Source organism: Ochrobactrum sp. BTU2 (genome assembly GCF_024539785.1).
Lineage (GTDB): Bacteria > Pseudomonadota > Alphaproteobacteria > Rhizobiales > Rhizobiaceae > Brucella > Brucella anthropi.
Genome location: NZ_JAHWRG010000003.1, coordinates 1 through 17,185, shown reverse-complemented (window position 1 = coordinate 17,185; position 17,185 = coordinate 1). Strand labels below are relative to the sequence as shown.

The window sequence follows — 17,185 nt, the reverse complement described above, 5'->3', positions numbered from 1 at the left end:
GGCATTATGTGAAAGGTTCGGTTGGGCCTTTTGCTGGTTGGGTGAACCATTTTGGTCCGGTCGCCGTCATATGGATATGATCTTCCAGACGAATACCGAACTGGTCCGAGACTACGATCATCGGCTCGTTGGAGAAGCACATGCCTTCAGCGAGCGGAAGCGAATTGCCGCGAACGATGTATGGGGCCTCGTGAATTTCCAGACCAAGGCCGTGACCGGCTCGATGCGGAAGGCCGGGTAGCGCATAGTCCGGTCCCAATCCATGCTTCACCAGCGTAGCGCGTGCCGCATCGTCAAGGGTTGAACAGGCCGCACCAAGCTTTGCCGCATCAAAAACGGCTTGCTGCGCTTCGCGTTCAATCGCCCATATGCGCGAAAATTCTGCGCTTGGCTCTTCCAGCATGTAAGTGCGCGTGAGATCGGAGTGATAGCCATCGATACGGCATCCGGTATCCACAAGGATAACGTCACCGGGCTGATAGAACTGTTCGCCATCTGCGCCATGTGGCAACGAAGTCGCCGTTCCGAACGAGACGATGCAGAATGTCGAGCCGCCTGCGGCGCCGAGGGCACGGTGCTGTTCATCGATAAAGCGCACCACTTCGCTTGCGGCAATGCCGGGCTTAATCAGCGCATGCGCCCGGCGATGAACTTCAAGCGTCAGATCCATCGCGTGCTGAATAATAGCGATTTCATTGGTTGACTTGCAGATGCGCTGTTCACGGATCAGTTCGCCGCCGTCAAGCAAGCGCTCCGACGAGATTTCCTGTTTAAGGGCATTATAGACGAACAGCGGCACGGCATCGTCCACGGCAAGTGTAGCACTTGCCGGAATGAGTGATGCTATCAGCGCTGCGCTACTTTCTTCCTCCTGCCAAACACGGATTTCTCCTGGCAGATGCGGCAGGCTTTCGACGCGGCTCTGTTCAAAGCCGGGAACGATATAAATGACTTCCGACGGTGTGACGAGGGCACCCAGAAAACGTTCGCTGATGTGCCAAACAAGCCCGGTATAATAACGCAAACTTGCCGTTGGCCCGAGCAGAAGGCCGCCAATCCCGCGCTCTCTCAACTTGTCTTGCAACAATGCCAGTCGTTCCAGGCGTTCTTCCTGTTCGATCCGCGGAGGAGATGACGGTGAAGTCATAATGCATACCTTTGTGATTTTGTTTGTACGCAAGCCTGTGTCTGAAAGCGGCTCGCTTGTCGCCAGATATATCACGGCTTGCGCCGTCTGAAAGTAATCTCTCTGCTCTTGTGTTCAAAAGTGCAGGACTGCATGGTCGATCGGCGAAACACGATGTGGAGTTCGTTTTCAGCATTTATTGCGACAGATACGAGACCATTCCTGCAAATGTATGAGAGAGGTAAGCGATCACAAATTGATGATTACCGGACTAAACGTCCTATGGTACATTGCAGGCTTGAATGTGAAATATTAAGTGACATCACACTGTAGTAATAATGTTTTGATATAATTCGCGCAGTTTCAAAATGAGTTCAGCATTTGTGAGGTTTCATGTCCGAGATATGGCAGTGGGTTTCCGCTTTCGGTTTTTCGATTGTCATCATCGTCGCTGCGCTGGTCTATCTCAACATGTCCAACCGTGAAACGCCTGGCGACACGTTCAATCTTTTCACAAAGGTCGGTGCTGTCGCAGTGGCGTTTGTTGCCGCTTTCGCGAGCCTCGCCGCCGCAGCTATTATCGATTGATCTTACTACTCATATTTTCAGCGAAGACACTGCCGCTTCGCTTTTATGTACATAGTCATTGGCATCCTGCTGTCGTTGGAACAACAGGATAAAAAGCAAGTCGGTCAGAACCAGTTGTGCATCGCGTGCGGTGATCGATGATGAGCGAACGCGTTCTTCGTCTGCGACTGTGTACAGACGAATGTCGGCAATCTTATTGAGCGGGTTCTCGTTGAGGCCTGTGACGGCAATCACAGTCGCTCCCCATTTTTTAGCCTGTTCAGCAATGCGAAGGGTTTCAATGCTCGTTCCGGAATAGGAAAGGGCAAACAGAACGTCACCCTCGTGCAATGTGGAAACATTGGCCATCTGGATGTGACTATCGCTGTCGTGCATCACATTGCGACCGAGCTTCATCAGCTTGTAAGAAAAATCGCGTGCGACGAGTGACGATGCGCCAACGCCGGCGAGGTGGATACGCCGGGCGCTGATCAGGGCTTGCAAAGCGCCGTCGATACCTTGTTCATTGTTGGCGGAAATCGTCTGCTGCATGGATTGCAGTTTGCTGCCGATAAGCTTCTGCAGAACCGTGATATAGCTGTCCCCGGTCTCAATGCTGCCATGGACCATGCCTGCCGGAACCTGCCATTCCTTGGCGCGCGCCTCACTGACGGCGAGTTTAAGTTCCTGATAGCCGTCAAACCCGAACTTCTGACTGAACTTGACGACACTGGATTGACTCCGACCGGTTGCGACCGCGAGCGCGGAAGAGGAAAGCTTCAATACCTGTTCTGGATGATCGACGATGAACTGGCCGATCTTTCGGTCTGCAACAGTCAATTCGTTCAGTTTGGCGTTGATCTTTTGCAGGATCGACATGCGCGATTATTCCCCATTCCGGCGCCGGAGGGCTCGATATTCGGTTGCCTTGCCTCATAAGACAACCGAAATTGATTTGGAATATAAAATTCCAATCTTTTAAAATTTATGGAATGAGCTAACAATCCGCAAGAGAGGACATGGTGGAGAGACATGGAACGATTGCGAATTGTCGGTGGACGACCATTGCAGGGAGCGGTCAATATCTCCGGTGCAAAAAACGCCGCGCTGCCTCAGATCGCGGCTTCCTTGTTAAGCCCTCACCCTGTTGAACTTACCAACCTCCCAGCGGTGAGTGATGTCGAAAACATGCTCAATGTCGTGCAGTCACATGGGGCACAGGTCTCCCGCGCGCCGCACTCGACGACAGTAACCGCCACGGATGTTGTCGGAGGAGAAACTCCTTATGACACTGTAAGGCGAATGCGTGCGACTGTTCTGGTGCTGGCACCCTTGTTGGCGAGACTGGGCAAGGTTCGTGTTTCCTTGCCGGGCGGGTGTGCCATTGGTGCGCGTCCCGTGGATATGCACTTGAAAGCGCTCGCAACACTTGGCGCAGATGTTTCCATTGATCGCGGCTGGATCGTGGCTTCGACTGATAACGGCCTGATCGGAAGCCGGATTGTTTTGCCAGCGCCTTCCGTTGGTGCGACGGCGACGGCGATGATGGCGGCAACTTCCGCTCGTGGCGAAACGGAAATATTGAATGCGGCTCGGGAGCCGGAAATTGGCGACCTTGCCGAATGTCTCGGGGGCATGGGTGCGCAGATTGAAGGAGCGGGTACGCATCGCATTCTGATCCAGGGCGATACATCTTGGCGGACTGCACGCCACCACGGCATACCGGATCGTATCGAGGCCGGAACTTACGCTGTTGCCGCCGCCATTACAGGCGGCACGCTCGAACTCACGCATGCCCGTCTTGAACATCTCGCGTCTGTTGTGCAGATGCTTGAAACGATGGGCGTCAGCGTTTGGCCAAGTGATCGCGGATTGGTTGTTTCACGTAGCGGTTCCTTGCGTGGATCTGATCTGACGACAGAGCCCTATCCTGGTTTTCCGACCGATCTGCAGGCCCAATTCATGGCACTGGCAGCTTGTGCCGAAGGAGCATCACTCATTCGCGAAACGGTGTTCGAAAGCCGGTTCATGCATGTGCCGGAACTGATGCGGCTTGGTGCCGACATCAAACTGCATGGGACAACTGCGCTGGTACGCGGCGGGCGCCCGCTGCATGGCGCACAGGTTATGGCAACGGATTTGCGGGCGTCCGTATCACTTGTTCTTGCAGCACTCGTGGCCGAGGGAGAAACTGTCGTTAATCGCATCTATCATCTGGATCGTGGATATGAACAGCTTGACCGCAAACTGAAGCTTTGCGGTGCAGATATAGAACGGCTGTCAGAATGATGTCGGACAGGGTTGGGAAAGATCAGTTCTATCTTGGTGTGGATGGCGGCGGTACGGGCTGTCGAGCCCGGCTGGAAAATGAGACCGGCAATGTGCTGGGACAAGGATTGTCTGGCCCGGCAACTACACGGCTCGGGATAGACAAGGCGTGGGAATCCATCGCACGTGCGTTTGACGCAGCAATCAGCGAGGCGGGCCTGGGTGCTGAAGAGTTGGCCAGAACACATGCAGGCGTTGGGCTGGCGGGCATAGGCAGGCAAGGTGCGCTCGAAGCACTTCAGGCTATACAGCATCCCTTTTCGAGTATTCATTTCATGAGTGACGGCAAAGGCGCGTGTCTCGGTGCACATTCGGGTAGTGATGGGGCTATCGTTATTGCCGGGACCGGCTCAATTGGTCTCGGCTTCGTGAATGGTATCGACATTCGCGTCGGAGGCTACGGCTTTCCAATTTCCGACGAGGGCAGCGGTGCTTTTCTGGGGCTGTCAGCGATTCAACAGGCCCTTCAGGCTTATGATGATCGGATCGAGCGTACGCCGCTTCTCTATGAGGTTATGGAGCGCTTTAATCAGACCCCGATGGACGCTGTGGCGTGGATGGACCGCGCAACCGCTACAGAATATGCGTCTCTGGCGCCTATGGTCATGCGTCATGCGGACCAGGGAGATGCAGCGGCACGCCGTATCGTTCAGGCGGCTGCGGGCCACATAGATACTATCGTGCGCGCGCTTTTCGAAAAGGGGGCGCCGCGCGTGACCTTGCTTGGCGGGCTTGCTACCCCACTTGAACCGTGGTTGGCGCCAGACGTCCGCAGACGGTTGAAACCTGCCGACGGTGATGCGGTTTCCGGTGCGATCATTCTTGCGCGAAACATGGCTTCTGCAAATAAGGAATAATTTATTCCTTATTTTGATTGACTGATGGAATTTATAATCCTAACATTTGTTAACCATAAGGCGGCGCGTTTTGAACGCTGCTCGATAAGCAGGCAGAGGCATGACGGAACAGGCGTTGTTATCTGAACTGGATAGGCTGGTTTCTGAAGAGCGAAACCCACGCACGATGGATATCGATCTCTTGTCGAGCCTTGCTATCGTACGCCGCATCAACGACGAGGATCATCTGGTTCCCGCTGCTGTTGAGCAAGTGCTGCCTGAGGTTGCCCAGGCCGTCGATAAGATCGTCGACGCATTTCGGGTTGGCGGCCGACTGATTTATTTGGGCGCAGGAACAAGCGGACGTCTTGGCGTTCTTGATGCATCGGAATGTCCGCCGACTTTCAGCGTACCGGAAGGCATGGTGATCGGGCTGATTGCAGGTGGCGTGGATGCATTGCAACATGCAATCGAAGGGGCAGAAGATGATCCGTCGCTCGGGGAATCTGATCTGCGCAACATAGGTCTGACTTCGCACGATGTTGTCGTGGGAATCGCCGTTAGCGGGCGAACGCCCTATGTAATAGGCGGGCTCGCCTACGCAGAATCGATCGGCGCTACGACCGTGGCGCTCTCCTGCAATCCCGATTCGACCATTGCGACCATGGCTGAAATCGCGATATCGCCAGTTGTTGGGCCTGAAATACTGACGGGCTCGACGCGGCTCAAGTCCGGTACGGCGCAGAAGCTCGTTCTTAATATGCTGACGACGGCGAGCATGATCCGAATAGGGAAGACATACGAGAATCTCATGGTGGACGTCAGTGCCACCAACAATAAGCTTGTCGCGCGGGCATCGCGAATTGTCATGCAGGCAACCGGTTGCGGGGCGGGGGAGGCAAAACGCGTTCTCGCTTTGACGGATAATGAGGTCAAGCTTGCAATCCTCATCACGATCACCGGAATGCCAGTGGATGAGGCAAGAAAGGCATTAAAGAATGCTGGGGGATTTCTTAGACAGGCAATAAATGCCAATAAAGCGTGAGCCGAAGCGGGGAAGCAGTCGGACATTAGCATTGCAGTCATTTGCGAGGGAAGAAAATGGGAGCGAGTTTCAAGAAAAGCCTTATTGCAGGCGCGGCCGCAATAGCGTTGAGCATTGGAAGCTTTGGTGGATTAGGTGTTTCGACGGCTTTTGCCGCGACGCTCCGAATGGCCTGGTCGCAGGATGCCACTGGTCTCGATCCGCATAAGCAGCCAGCATTTTCATCGATTCGTCTGCTCGAGCTCATCTATGAGCCGCTCGTCCGTCTTGGTTCCGACCTTCAGATCGCACCTGCCATTGCCAAAAGTTGGGAATTTTCCGAAGGCGGAAAGGTTCTCACATTCAAGCTCGACAAGAATGCGAAATTTCAGAACGGTCAGCCGGTAACGCCAGCCGATGTGAAGGCCTCCTTCGAGCGCATTCTGGATGAAAAGACAGGCGCCGTCGCGCGTGCGAATTTCGGTTCCATTTCTGCTATTGAAACGCCGGATGCTGAAACGGTCGTCTTCAAACTCTCCCAGCCTGACGTTCCGCTATTGGCTGCAATCGCCAGCATCAATGCGGCGGTCGTTCCAGAAAGCGAGATCAAGGCGGGAACTATAGGTACGAAAACTATTGGGTCGGGTCCATTCATCCTTGAGCGCTGGGAACCGAATTCCAAGGAAGTGCTGAAAGCCAATCCCGACTGGGCGGGCGGTAAAGTAGCGATCGACGGGATCGATATCAGTGTTCTGCCGGACGAAACAGCAATCCTTGCGGCGCTTCGCGCCAAGCAGATCGACTTTGCGCTCCTCAACGACCCTCTGGTTGCAACGATGGTGCCGAACGAAAGCGCTCTGGAACTGGTGCGCACTCCGGCTCTTGCTTATCATGTCTTGCAGTTGAACCCGTCGCGCAAGCCGATGACGGAACTGGCCGTGCGTCAGGCAATCTCCTGTGCCGTTGATCGTCAAGATGTGCTCGATACAGCCTTGCTCGGTGAAGGCAAGGTAACGGGCCCGCTGACAATGCCCGCCTATGCGAGCGATCCAAACACGCTCTTCTGCTACAAGCGCGATGTCGAAAAAGCGAAGAAGCTGATGGCGGATGCCGGTTATGCGGATGGTTTTTCGGCAACTATCATTGCTGCAAATGGAGAGCCTGCAACCGCTGCAGCCGAAGCCCAGGTTCTCCAGTCGCAACTCGCCGAAATCGGCATCAAGCTCGATATCCGCATGATGGAACTCAACGTCTATGTCGATACGTGGTTGAAGGGCGACTTCGATATGGCGGTGGCGCTTAACGGTGGTTCGGCTGATCCCTACACGATGTATGGCCGTTACTGGACAAAGGCGGGTAACCTGCAGAAAGTCGCACAGTATATTGACGATACGCTTGACGATCTGATGCAAAAGGGAAGAGCCGAGACTGATCCTGAAAAACGCAAGCTTATCTTCTCTGACTTCGAAAAGCACATAACGGAAGTTTCTCCGTGGATATGGCTTTATACGGCCAACAACTATGTCGCCTACCAGAAGAACGTTACCGGTTTTGAGCCTCGCGCTACCGGTTCGCTGTTCGGCGTAACCAAGCTGCAGATCGGGCAGTGACGTCATGAAATCCGCCACGTCTTCAATATGGAGGCGTGGCTTTCCAGTGCCTTCCTTGACGGCAGGCCGTGAGTAATCTGACATGAATTATCTGACACGTCGGCTGCTGACATTTCCCCTGGTTATGCTGGGGGTGTCGATCCTTGTCTTCGTCGCGATCCGTATGGTTCCAGGTGATTCCATTACGGCTATGCTTGGAACGGAAGCAGGGCTGCTGACGCCGGAACAGCGGCAGTCTCTGGCGCAATATTTTGGTATCGACCAAAGCTGGACCACGCAGTACTGGCGTTGGCTCGGTGACGTAGTGCAAGGTAATCTGGGTGTCTCGGTCACATTCGGGAAGCCAGTTCTGACAGTTATTCTGGAACGCTTCCCGCTGACACTGCAGCTGGCATTGATGTCGATGATTATTGCCTTGCTTATCGGCCTCCCGGCCGGGGTTTATGCAGCAACGCGCAACGAAAAAATGTCCGATCTGGTGGTCCGCATTTTTGCAATGATCGGGCAGTCGACTCCGAGCTTCGTTCTTGGTCTCCTCTTCATTTATATTCTTTCGGCAGGGTTCGGTGTGTTGCCGACTATGGGCGAATTCACGCCGCTATGGGTAAATCCGTGGCAGAATTTTCTACAGATGATTTTGCCCGCCATAACGCTCGGCTGTGCATTTGCGGCGTCGGTCACACGCATATCGCGTTCGGCTATGTTGGATGTTCTAAGTGACGATTATGTTCGCACTGCCCGCAGCAAGGGTGCCTCGGCCCGCTCTGTCATCTGGCGACACGCATTGCCGAACGCACTCATCCCTGTGGTGACGCTGAGTGGTGTAGAATTTGGTTACCTTCTGGGCGGAGCCGTGCTGGTCGAGCAGATCTATGCTCTGCCGGGGCTCGGACGCATGGTGCTGGATGCCATATTGCAGCGCGACTATGCGCTGGTACAGGGTAGTATTCTCTTCATCGCGTTCAACTTCATGATCGTCAATCTGCTTGTTGATCTTCTTTACGTTGCGCTCGATCCGCGCATTCGTCTGGGGGAAAACTAATGCGGATATTGCGTTCCGTTTTTGCTCATCCGAGTGGCCGTATCGGCGGGCTCATCGTATTGATCTATCTGATCGTCGCGTTTCTGGGGTATTTCGGTTTTACGCCGCATGACTCGTTGATGCAGTACCGGATAGACAGGCTGCGTCCTCCAAGTGCTGCCCACTGGATGGGAACTGACCTGTTCGGTCGTGACGTCATGAGCCGCCTGATGGCAGGCATCGCGCAATCCTTCATCGTTGGCTTTTCTGCGGTCGGAATTGCCGCCATCGCGGGCACCGTTCTGGGATTGACTGCGGCATGGTTTGGGCGCTGGTGGGATGGAACTGTCATGCGCGTCATGGACGTGCTTCTGGCATTTCCGGCAATCTTGCTTGCGCTTCTGATCATTGCCGTTGTCGGACCGGGAACAGGAACAAGTATCGCCGCCATCGCCATCGTCTACACCCCGATTTTTACGCGGGTTGTGCGTGGTCCGGCCTTGTCGATCAAAACACGTGAATTTGTTGATGCAGCGCGTACGTTCCACAGTAGCAACCGTTACATCCTTTCGCGCCATCTGCTGCTTAATCTGATCGCGCCTCTGACCGTCCAGATCACCTTGGCGCTTGCCTGGTCGCTGCTGACTGAAGCAGGCTTGAGCTTCCTCGGTCTCGGCACGCAGCCGCCGGCTTCGTCGCTTGGTCTCATGCTGGCAGATGCGCGCAATCTCATGGAAACCGCGCCATGGCTGCTGGCATTTCCGGGACTGGCGATCATGATCGGTATACTTGGCTTCAACCTTCTGGGTGATGCTCTGCGCGACATTCTCGATCCCAGAATGCGGAGGGTAGCGGCATGAACAAGCTTCTGTCCGTCTCAAACCTTCGTGTCGGTTTCGGGCGCAATCCTGAAGCTAATGAGATTGTGCGCGGTGTGAGTTTCGATCTTGCCGCCGGGGAAACGCTGGCGATTGTCGGGGAAAGCGGTTCCGGTAAATCTGTAACGGCCTTGTCGATCAATCGCCTTGTGGATTTTGGCGGCGGGCACATTATCGATGGAACGATCGAGCTGAATCGCGCGAACGGTACCACCATCGATCTTGCGACTGCGAATGAAGCTGAGCTGACGAAAGTCCGTGGCGCGGAAATCGGCATGATTTTTCAGGAGCCCATGACGTCACTCAATCCAGTGCTCACTATCGGGACACAGATTGAGGAATCGTTTCGCCTTCACCGTGGACTTACCGGCAAGCAGGCAGCTTCCGCTGCCAAGGACGCACTTGATCGCGTACGCATTCCGGATGCTGCACGGCGTCTCAAATACTGCCCGAACCAGCTTTCCGGCGGTATGCTGCAACGGGTGATGATTGCAACGGCGCTTGCCTGCAATCCGCGCCTCATGATTGCCGACGAGCCGACCACAGCGCTCGATGTTACGGTACAGGCACAGATCATGGCACTTCTGGCAGAGCTGAAGCGCGAAACCGGCATGGCGATGATCTTTATCACTCATGACATTGGTCTGGTCGCAGGTATGGCCGACAAGGTCATGGTGATGCAACACGGCGAGGCAGTGGAGCAAGGTGAACTGAATGTCGTTCTCGATCAGCCTCAGCATCCTTACACGCAGCATCTCCTGAAGGCTGTGCCACATTTTGAAAGCGGCAAGGCGGTACGAACGGATAACGTACGCGCAGCCAAACCCGGAACGAACCCAATTCTGGCTGTGGAAGGGCTCACAGTCCGGTTCCCCGTCAAGGGCGGCATTCTTGGCCGCAGACTTGGTGCAGTTCATGCCGTGGAGAGTGTCGATTTCGATCTTGTTCCGGGCGAAACACTGGCGGTCGTAGGGGAGAGTGGTTCGGGTAAGTCGACGACTGCGCGTGCGATTCTCGGGCTCGTCAAAGCGTCACGCGGCAAGCTTGAAGTCGGTGTGGCAGATACCGCCGATACTCGAAATTCATCTTCTGTGCAGATGGTTTTTCAAAACCCCTATGCATCGCTTAATCCTCGTCTGCGTATCGATAGCATTCTTGCTGAGCCGGTCATAGCTGCTGGCGGGCGCGACGGGCCGGAAACACGACAGAAGATGCTGCAGTTGCTTGACCGGGTGGGGCTGCCTGCAAACAGTCTGGAACGCTATCCGCACGAGTTCTCCGGCGGGCAGCGGCAGCGGCTTTGTATTGCCCGCGCCTTGATGCTGAATCCTTCAGTGTTGGTGCTCGACGAAGCCGTCTCAGCTCTCGACGTATCCGTACAGGCGAAAGTGCTGGAGCTGTTGATCGATCTCCAGAAGGAACGTGGTCTCGCCTATCTGTTCGTGTCGCATGATATGGCGGTGGTGGAGCGTATCGCGCATCGCATCGCCGTCGTTTATGCTGGGCAGATCGTGGAAATTGGCGATGCCGCTTCCATTCTTTCTGCACCGAAACACTCCTATACGAAGCGGCTGATCTCTGCCGTTCCAAGTATTGATCGGCGCAACGAGCATTTTACCCTCGATACGCGACAAGTGCCTTCACTCGTACGCCCGCTGGGATATGAGCCGGCACCGGCAAACTGGCAGACATATGGCCATGATCACATGGCCCGGGCCGAGGCATAACTATCATGGCAGAACCGAATGTCCGCCACTCCGTCGATACTGCTTTTACGGCTCGCTTTGAGAAAGCTTTCAGCCTTCTGACAGGTGCGTGCGACTCAGGCCGTATTCCGGGAGGGGTGCTCGGAATGGTCGATCTCTCCGGGAACCGGGCTGTCCGGGCGACTGGCTATGCGCAGATCATTCCGGCCCGGCGCGCGATGACAACCGATACGTGGTTCGATCTCGCCTCGCTGACCAAAGTGATTTTCACGACACCTCGCATCCTTACGCTGGCTGAGGAAGAGGTCATTGACCTCGATGCACCATTGATCACGTTGCTTCCGGATCTTCGGCAATATGATAATGATGCCTGGGAGCGCAAAGTCACCTTTCGTGAATGTCTCGGCCACCAGACGCCATTTCCGTCGGTCGAACCGATCTACACATATGGACGGGATCCGGAATTGTTGCGCGCGTTCGTATTGCAACGCGAATGGAGAGAATCCGCGCCGGTTTATTCAGACATCAATTTCATTCTGCTCGGTTTTGCGATGGAAAGATTATACGGCAAGACCATTCGCGAGATGGACCCCGGCGAAGGCTTTGCCTTTTCCGCGGAGCCGGAGATTAGTGCCGCTACCGAAAATTGCACCTGGCGCAATCGTGTACTCTGCGGTGAGGTGCACGACGACAATTGTTCAGCGTTGCAGGGTGCGGCGCATGCGGGTCTGTTCGGTACGGCTGCGTCCATACTTGATTTCGCGCTTGGCTTGCTTGACGGCACGGGTGCATCGCAAAACGTTATCGAACACATGCGCCAACCACTATCCGCCACCCGTACGCATGGCTGGGAACGGCCTTATGACGGTTGGTCGGGGGGCAATTTCAATTCGAAGGATACAATCGGGCATACCGGTTTCACGGGAACCGGCTTGTGGATTGATTTTGAAGCGGGCAGGGCATGGACCTTGCTCACCAATCGTATTCATCCGACACGTCACTTTGACAGCGGTATTCTGGCGCTGCGTCAGGGTGTCGGCGACGCAATTTCATTGGGATAGGAGACGTCTATGCAGCCAATATGGGCCGTTGGCCTGATGACCGGTACCGTTCTTGATGGAAACATCGATGTTGCTCTGTTGAAAACTGATGGCGAAACCATTGCAGAATTCGGCGCTTACGCGTTGAAACCTTATCCGCGTTGGATTCGTGATCTTCTCGAACAGGCGCAGGCCGAGGCTCGCGTCTGGAATTTTGAAGGTGCGGAACCTGCGATTTTTGCTGAGGCAGAGGAAGCGCTGACACGCGCGCAGTCTGCGGCAGTGCGCGAACTGGTCGAGGAAAGCGGGCTGTCGATGGCGGATATCGGCGTTGTCGGTTTCCACGGGCAGACGGTTTTACATCGCGCACCGCAGGCAGGCAGGCTTGGTGATACAAGGCAGCTTGGCGATGGAAGGCTTATGAGCCAACTGCTCGCTACTAAAGTGGCTTATGATTTCCGGACGGCAGATATTCGGGCTGGCGGGCAGGGTGCTCCGCTTGCGGCCGTCTATCATGCTGCCTTGCTGCGCAGTGCCGATGCGAGTGGTAATACTGCGATTCTCAATCTCGGTGGTGTCGGTAACATCACCTGGTGGGATGGTGATGATGCGCTTGTGGCATTCGATACCGGTCCAGCCAATGCGCCTATCAATGACTTTATGAAAAAGCGGGGATTGGGCGAAATGGACCGCGATGGGGCACTGGCAGCAAAAGGTAAGGTAGACGAAGACCGGCTCGCCGAACTGCTCAAGCACCCCTATTTGATTGCTCCGTATCCCAAGTCGTTGGATCGCTTCGACTTTACCGAGATGATGGCCGACGGCCTGAACGAGGAAAATGGCGCGGCGACATTGACCGCGTTCACGACCTCGGCGGTGGGGAAGGCTCTGGATATTTTGCCGCGTCGGCCGAAGCGGCTTGCAGTCAGTGGCGGTGGCCGTCGCAATCCAACCATGATGCATATGCTGGTCGAGCGCGCCGAGGTGGAACTCGTGCCTGTCGAAGCGCTCGGCTGGCGAGGCGATGCTGTAGAAGCTGAATGTTTTGCTTTCCTCGCAGTGCGAGTCTTGCGCGGTTTGCCTATCAGTTTTCCGAGCACAACCGGGGTTCCTGAGCCAATGACCGGCGGAGAACTAGTCGGTTGAAGAGACAATAACTATCCAATTTCTCCAAAGGGCAGCGTCAATCACGTTGTCCTTTTTGTTTTTGACAGCACGAATTGAGCCTGATTGACCTAGTGCTCAGCTGATACGGCATATTAAAAGCGTTACTATCCAATAAAAACGATCTAACATTAGGGTAATTCACTAACTGCGGTCGTTTGAAGTTACGTTGCGGCAAGCTTGACGCCGATATTCCATTTTTATTGCATAAGAACATGAAAAAATACAAGACTCATGCGATCTTCACGTTGATTTAGGCAATTCTCTTTATTGTTCTAATTTATCATGGAGAAATGCAATGAAACTAATTCGAGTCCTTGCCTGTCTGCTCTTGCCTTTCGTCTGGCTATCCGGGGCCGCTGCTGAACCGCTGGCCAAACCGACGGGTAAGCCGATCCTGGTCATATCCGGCAATATTTCGAATACAAATGTTGACGATACAGCGCAATTTGATCGGGATATGCTGGAGGCCCTGGGTTTGGTGACCGTAGAAACGGCAAATCCATGGTATGATGGTCGTGTGCGTTTTGACGGCGTGTCGATGGACAAGCTTATGACGCTTGTCGGCGCCAAGGGAACGAAAGTGACTGCGGTAGCGTTGAACGATTATGTTAGCTCGTTACCGATGGAAGACTTCAAGAAGTTCAATGTTATTCTTGCCATGAAACGAGATGGCAATTACATGCCGGTTCGCGATAAAGGACCATTGTTTATTATTTACCCGTATGACAGCGACCCACAGCTCCAAAGCCAGACCTATTACACACGTTCCGCGTGGCAGGTTGCCAAGCTGATAGTTGAATAGAGGCAAAGTGTGAGACGAATTCTAGGCGTCATTATCTGTTGTTTCGTGGTGGCAACGGCCTATATCGCCTATGTCATTGCCGAACGACAGACAGCGCTTCAGAAATTCTCCCGTTATAATGATTCCTGGGCTGTTGGTCAGACAGTATCGGAATATATGCGGCTTGAGCATGTTCTGGCTGGATACGTCCTGGATATGAACGAAGAAACGCGCGACGAAGTGCGGCTTCGCCTCGATATTATGCTCGGGCGACTTGAACTGTTGCAGCAAGGCAATCTGCGCTCCTTCATTCAAAACGATCAGCGGCGACGCGATCTCTTTTTGAAGTTAAGCGACGTTCTTCAGGCACTTGACGTCCAGCTGGATAAACTTGATGCAGACGAGGTCAAAACCCATCTGCAATTAATGAGTGCGCTTGATGGTCCGATGACAGCGCTTGCGTCATCTGCAGTTGAGTATGATGTCGGACTTATCGATGCTGCCCAGGCAGAAGTTCGCCAGTTGCATCTTATCTACACCGGATTGGCGGCGGGCCTCATTCTCTGCGGCGTCGTGCTCGTTATTCTTCTGCTGCGTCACAACAAGCTTCTTGATCGGGCGCATGGCAGCATGCAACGCCTGACAAGCGATCTTCGGCAAGCGACAGGTGAACTGCAGTCGCAGAATTTTCGGCTGGAGCACGATGCACATCACGATGCGCTGACCGGATTGCCCAATCGTGTCCTGTTCCGGCAGGATTTGGAGAAAAGGCTTGAGGCCGCACAGACGGGAAGCCAGTCGGCCATTATTCTTCTTCTGGATCTCGATGGGTTCAAGGACGTAAACGATACGCTTGGGCATGATGTTGGCGACGCACTGTTGCAGGCAGTTGCACGGCGTCTTACCAAGCTCGGCGAACGAGGTGACATGGTGTGTCGCCTGGGTGGGGACGAGTTTGCCGTGCTTTCCACGGGATTACGGGAAGAGGAAGCACTGGAACTTGCGGATCGCCTGATGGACGTGATCAGCCAGCCTTATCATGTCGGCGAGCTGGAAATCAAAATCGGAACCTGTGTCGGTGTCGCAATCTCCGAGGGTGAACCCGACACGGAGGAACTTTTCAAACATGCCGATTTGGCGCTTTATGAGGCAAAGGCTCTCGGGCCTGGTCATGCGAGCGTATTCAAATCGCAGATGCAGACGCGTTTGCGGGAGAAGAAGTCATTTGAGGCCGATCTTCAGAAGGCACTGGAGAATGGTGAAATGGAAGTTTACTATCAGCCGCAGGCCTGTACTATAACGCGTGAGATATGCGGTTATGAAGCTTTGCTCCGTTGGACCCACCCTATCCGGGGGGCAGTTTCACCGGTTGAATTTATTCCTGTGGCAGAGAAGATTGGCTTTATTCACGCACTAGGGGATTGGGTACTCAAGACGGCCTGTCTTGAAGCTGCTCATTGGAACAAACCGCTCAAGATCGCAGTCAACCTCTCTCCTGTTCAGTTTCGCAGCCTGAACCTCATTCAAAGCGTTATCGATGCCCTGGAGCAAAGCGGCCTCGAAGCGAATCGGTTGGAGCTTGAGATCACAGAATCAGTTCTGCTGGACAAAAATGAGCAGACCTTGAGCACTCTACGCCAGTTAAAAGCGTTGGGTATCCAGATCGCGATGGACGATTTCGGAACAGGCTATTCCTCGCTTGGCAGTCTCAGCGGGTTCCCCTTCGACAAGATCAAGATTGATCGATCTTTCGTACGCGATGTGACAACGCGACCGGACGCACTGGCGATTGTCGAACTCGTAACTGGGGTCGGGCGCAGCCTCAGAATGGTAACAATTGCAGAAGGCATTGAAACCGAGGAGCAGTTCGAGTGCCTGAAGCGGTTGGGATGCGATCAAGTTCAGGGTTACCTCATAGGTAGGCCGATGCCAGCTTCAAAACTCAAACATCTTCATGGTCGGAGTGGGCAGGACGTCAAGGCGGTCGGTCATGCATCAAATCGCTGACGATATAGCGGTGTGACAACTGGCATCAGATACGCAAATCAGTTTATGTTCATATGCTAATCACATCGTAAAGTTACGTGTGATGCTTTCAATAAGTTGGGGCGCATTTGGTCGTTCGTTCGGACGCAATGCTCCAATGCTGGGGAACTGGGGCGTAGGAATTGCTGAAAGTACATGGGATTAACGTGCCGATCGCATCTGACGAAGTTTCGCCGGTTATCTGGCAAGCTTTGATGAGCGGCAGCTATGAAGCCAAAGAAGCGCGTTCGATTTTCAAAGCAGTGAAGCCGGGAGATCGCGTGCTGGAGCTCGGCTCAGGCATCGGAATTATCACATCGATTATTGCCAAGATTGCCGAGGTGTCTGTTTGGGCTTTCGAGGCGAACCCGTCTACTGCAGCGCTTGCTCAGCGTGTAATCGATGCCAACGGCATCAACAATGTTGTGCTTTCCCAAGGGATTCTTACTGCAGGCGAACCCCGCTCTTTCCGCTTCTATGTGCGGCGTGACCTCTGGATGTCATCCATGGATGAGAATCAAGGGCCATACGAACACGCTATAGAATTGTCCTCGACCAATATTGACGAGTTCATCACTCGGCACGGTATCAATGTTCTTGTCATGGATATCGAAGGCGCTGAGCATCACCTGCTGCAAAACGCCGATTTGACGGGTGTGGAGCGCATCTTCCTTGAATTACATGATCACCTTTATGGCTTGGCTGGCATCCGGGATATGATGCATGCGCTAGCGGCGAAGGGATATGCGTATGATCCACGGGGGTCTCAGGGGCCATGTGTGTTGTTTGCCAAGGACGACGGTGTTCGCGAATACGAACCCGAATAGAGTATCGCGATCATAATATGTGTGTTTTTGAAAGGAGCCGCTTTGAGCGGCCTTTTTCCTGTTGGTCTGTGGAAAGATTTTTTGGAGGAATTGCGGATTGGTCGTTGACAGTTTGGAATGATGGGGTCTATATGGCGCCACAACGAGGGCGGCGACGCTGCTAGCGGCAGACTGGTTCGTCCCTTGGGTTGGTTGAAAGTGTTTGACGGCGACGTTGGGTGTGAGTAGATCGGCGATGTTAGCGGGATG

Annotated in this window: 15 protein-coding genes; 13 read left to right on the top strand and 2 right to left on the bottom strand. The window is 54.2% G+C overall.

The genetic code is table 11. From position 1 onward, the window contains the following. Nucleotides 1-4: 4 nt before the first annotated feature. Nucleotides 5-1,147, bottom strand: coding sequence for a Xaa-Pro peptidase family protein (locus tag KWJ32_RS09155; RefSeq protein ID WP_151610527.1), 1,143 nt, complete (start codon nt 1,145-1,147; stop codon nt 5-7). Between the two features lie 372 nt (nt 1,148-1,519). On the opposite strand from KWJ32_RS09155, the gene KWJ32_RS09150 reads away from it, so the two are divergent. Next, nucleotides 1,520-1,714: a hypothetical protein gene (locus KWJ32_RS09150; protein WP_012092564.1), complete on the top strand. Its 195-nt coding sequence runs from the start codon at nt 1,520-1,522 to the stop codon at nt 1,712-1,714. Nucleotides 1,715-1,723: 9 nt separating this feature from the next. Here KWJ32_RS09150 and KWJ32_RS09145 read toward each other — a convergent pair whose 3' ends face one another. After that, the gene (locus KWJ32_RS09145; protein ID WP_012092565.1) at nt 1,724-2,572 is read right to left on the bottom strand and encodes a MurR/RpiR family transcriptional regulator; all 849 of its coding nucleotides are present in this window, start codon (nt 2,570-2,572) and stop codon (nt 1,724-1,726) included. A 153-nt stretch (nt 2,573-2,725) separates the two neighbouring features. On the opposite strand from KWJ32_RS09145, the gene murA reads away from it, so the two are divergent. The 12 genes from murA to KWJ32_RS09085 all read left to right on the top strand — a co-directional run bounded on the left by murA (nt 2,726) and on the right by KWJ32_RS09085 (nt 16,936). After that, nucleotides 2,726-3,982 carry a UDP-N-acetylglucosamine 1-carboxyvinyltransferase gene (gene murA, locus KWJ32_RS09140; RefSeq protein WP_125302137.1) on the top strand — a complete coding sequence of 419 codons (1,257 nt, stop codon included), beginning with the start codon at nt 2,726-2,728 and terminating at the stop codon, nt 3,980-3,982. Further along, on the top strand, nt 3,979-4,878 hold the full coding sequence (locus KWJ32_RS09135; RefSeq protein WP_012092567.1) for an N-acetylglucosamine kinase: 900 nt from the start codon (nt 3,979-3,981) through the stop codon (nt 4,876-4,878). The genes murA and KWJ32_RS09135 overlap by 4 nt, the downstream gene beginning before the upstream one ends. A gap of 100 nt (nt 4,879-4,978) precedes the next feature. After that, nucleotides 4,979-5,902 carry an N-acetylmuramic acid 6-phosphate etherase gene (gene murQ / locus KWJ32_RS09130; RefSeq protein WP_151610528.1) on the top strand — a complete coding sequence of 308 codons (924 nt, stop codon included), beginning with the start codon at nt 4,979-4,981 and terminating at the stop codon, nt 5,900-5,902. Nucleotides 5,903-5,958: 56 nt separating this feature from the next. Continuing rightward, nucleotides 5,959-7,491, top strand: a complete 1,533-nt coding sequence (locus KWJ32_RS09125; protein WP_012092569.1) for an ABC transporter substrate-binding protein — start codon at nt 5,959-5,961, stop codon at nt 7,489-7,491. Nucleotides 7,492-7,573: 82 nt separating this feature from the next. Further along, nucleotides 7,574-8,533 carry an ABC transporter permease gene (locus KWJ32_RS09120; RefSeq protein WP_012092570.1) on the top strand — a complete coding sequence of 320 codons (960 nt, stop codon included), beginning with the start codon at nt 7,574-7,576 and terminating at the stop codon, nt 8,531-8,533. Further along, entirely contained in the window at nt 8,533-9,372 is an 840-nt protein-coding gene (locus KWJ32_RS09115) for an ABC transporter permease (protein ID WP_012092571.1), read from the top strand. Before KWJ32_RS09120 ends, KWJ32_RS09115 begins: the two co-directional genes overlap by 1 nt. Continuing rightward, nucleotides 9,369-11,117: an ABC transporter ATP-binding protein gene (locus KWJ32_RS09110; protein WP_012092572.1), complete on the top strand. Its 1,749-nt coding sequence runs from the start codon at nt 9,369-9,371 to the stop codon at nt 11,115-11,117. Before KWJ32_RS09115 ends, KWJ32_RS09110 begins: the two co-directional genes overlap by 4 nt. 5 nt (nt 11,118-11,122) lie before the next feature. Next, nucleotides 11,123-12,157: a serine hydrolase gene (locus tag KWJ32_RS09105; RefSeq protein WP_040128414.1), complete on the top strand. Its 1,035-nt coding sequence runs from the start codon at nt 11,123-11,125 to the stop codon at nt 12,155-12,157. A 9-nt stretch (nt 12,158-12,166) separates the two neighbouring features. Further along, nucleotides 12,167-13,282 (top strand): anhydro-N-acetylmuramic acid kinase, encoded by a 1,116-nt coding sequence (locus KWJ32_RS09100; RefSeq protein ID WP_012092574.1) that lies wholly within the window; start codon nt 12,167-12,169, stop codon nt 13,280-13,282. Between the two features lie 316 nt (nt 13,283-13,598). Next, on the top strand, nt 13,599-14,105 hold the full coding sequence (locus KWJ32_RS09095; protein WP_012092575.1) for an oxidoreductase: 507 nt from the start codon (nt 13,599-13,601) through the stop codon (nt 14,103-14,105). Between the two features lie 9 nt (nt 14,106-14,114). Then, nucleotides 14,115-16,091 carry an EAL domain-containing protein gene (locus tag KWJ32_RS09090; protein WP_012092576.1) on the top strand — a complete coding sequence of 659 codons (1,977 nt, stop codon included), beginning with the start codon at nt 14,115-14,117 and terminating at the stop codon, nt 16,089-16,091. A gap of 161 nt (nt 16,092-16,252) precedes the next feature. Continuing rightward, on the top strand, nt 16,253-16,936 hold the full coding sequence (locus KWJ32_RS09085) for an FkbM family methyltransferase (protein ID WP_012092577.1): 684 nt from the start codon (nt 16,253-16,255) through the stop codon (nt 16,934-16,936). The last annotated feature ends 249 nt before the right edge of the window (nt 16,937-17,185 follow it).

Bases quoted from the DNA above. Each gene is read 5' to 3' on its own strand.
- murA (WP_125302137.1), top strand. From the start codon at position 2,726: ATGGAACGATTGCGAATTGTCGGTGGACGACCATTGCAGGGAGCGGTC.
- KWJ32_RS09100 (WP_012092574.1), top strand. From the start codon at position 12,167: ATGCAGCCAATATGGGCCGTTGGCCTGATGACCGGTACCGTTCTTGAT.
- KWJ32_RS09125 (WP_012092569.1), top strand. From the start codon at position 5,959: ATGGGAGCGAGTTTCAAGAAAAGCCTTATTGCAGGCGCGGCCGCAATA.
- KWJ32_RS09095 (WP_012092575.1), top strand. From the start codon at position 13,599: ATGAAACTAATTCGAGTCCTTGCCTGTCTGCTCTTGCCTTTCGTCTGG.
- KWJ32_RS09115 (WP_012092571.1), top strand. From the start codon at position 8,533: ATGCGGATATTGCGTTCCGTTTTTGCTCATCCGAGTGGCCGTATCGGC.
- KWJ32_RS09110 (WP_012092572.1), top strand. From the start codon at position 9,369: ATGAACAAGCTTCTGTCCGTCTCAAACCTTCGTGTCGGTTTCGGGCGC.
- KWJ32_RS09145 (WP_012092565.1), bottom strand. From the start codon at position 2,572: ATGTCGATCCTGCAAAAGATCAACGCCAAACTGAACGAATTGACTGTT.
- KWJ32_RS09105 (WP_040128414.1), top strand. From the start codon at position 11,123: ATGGCAGAACCGAATGTCCGCCACTCCGTCGATACTGCTTTTACGGCT.
- KWJ32_RS09155 (WP_151610527.1), bottom strand. From the start codon at position 1,147: ATGACTTCACCGTCATCTCCTCCGCGGATCGAACAGGAAGAACGCCTG.
- murQ (WP_151610528.1), top strand. From the start codon at position 4,979: ATGACGGAACAGGCGTTGTTATCTGAACTGGATAGGCTGGTTTCTGAA.
- KWJ32_RS09120 (WP_012092570.1), top strand. From the start codon at position 7,574: ATGAATTATCTGACACGTCGGCTGCTGACATTTCCCCTGGTTATGCTG.
- KWJ32_RS09150 (WP_012092564.1), top strand. From the start codon at position 1,520: ATGTCCGAGATATGGCAGTGGGTTTCCGCTTTCGGTTTTTCGATTGTC.
- KWJ32_RS09135 (WP_012092567.1), top strand. From the start codon at position 3,979: ATGATGTCGGACAGGGTTGGGAAAGATCAGTTCTATCTTGGTGTGGAT.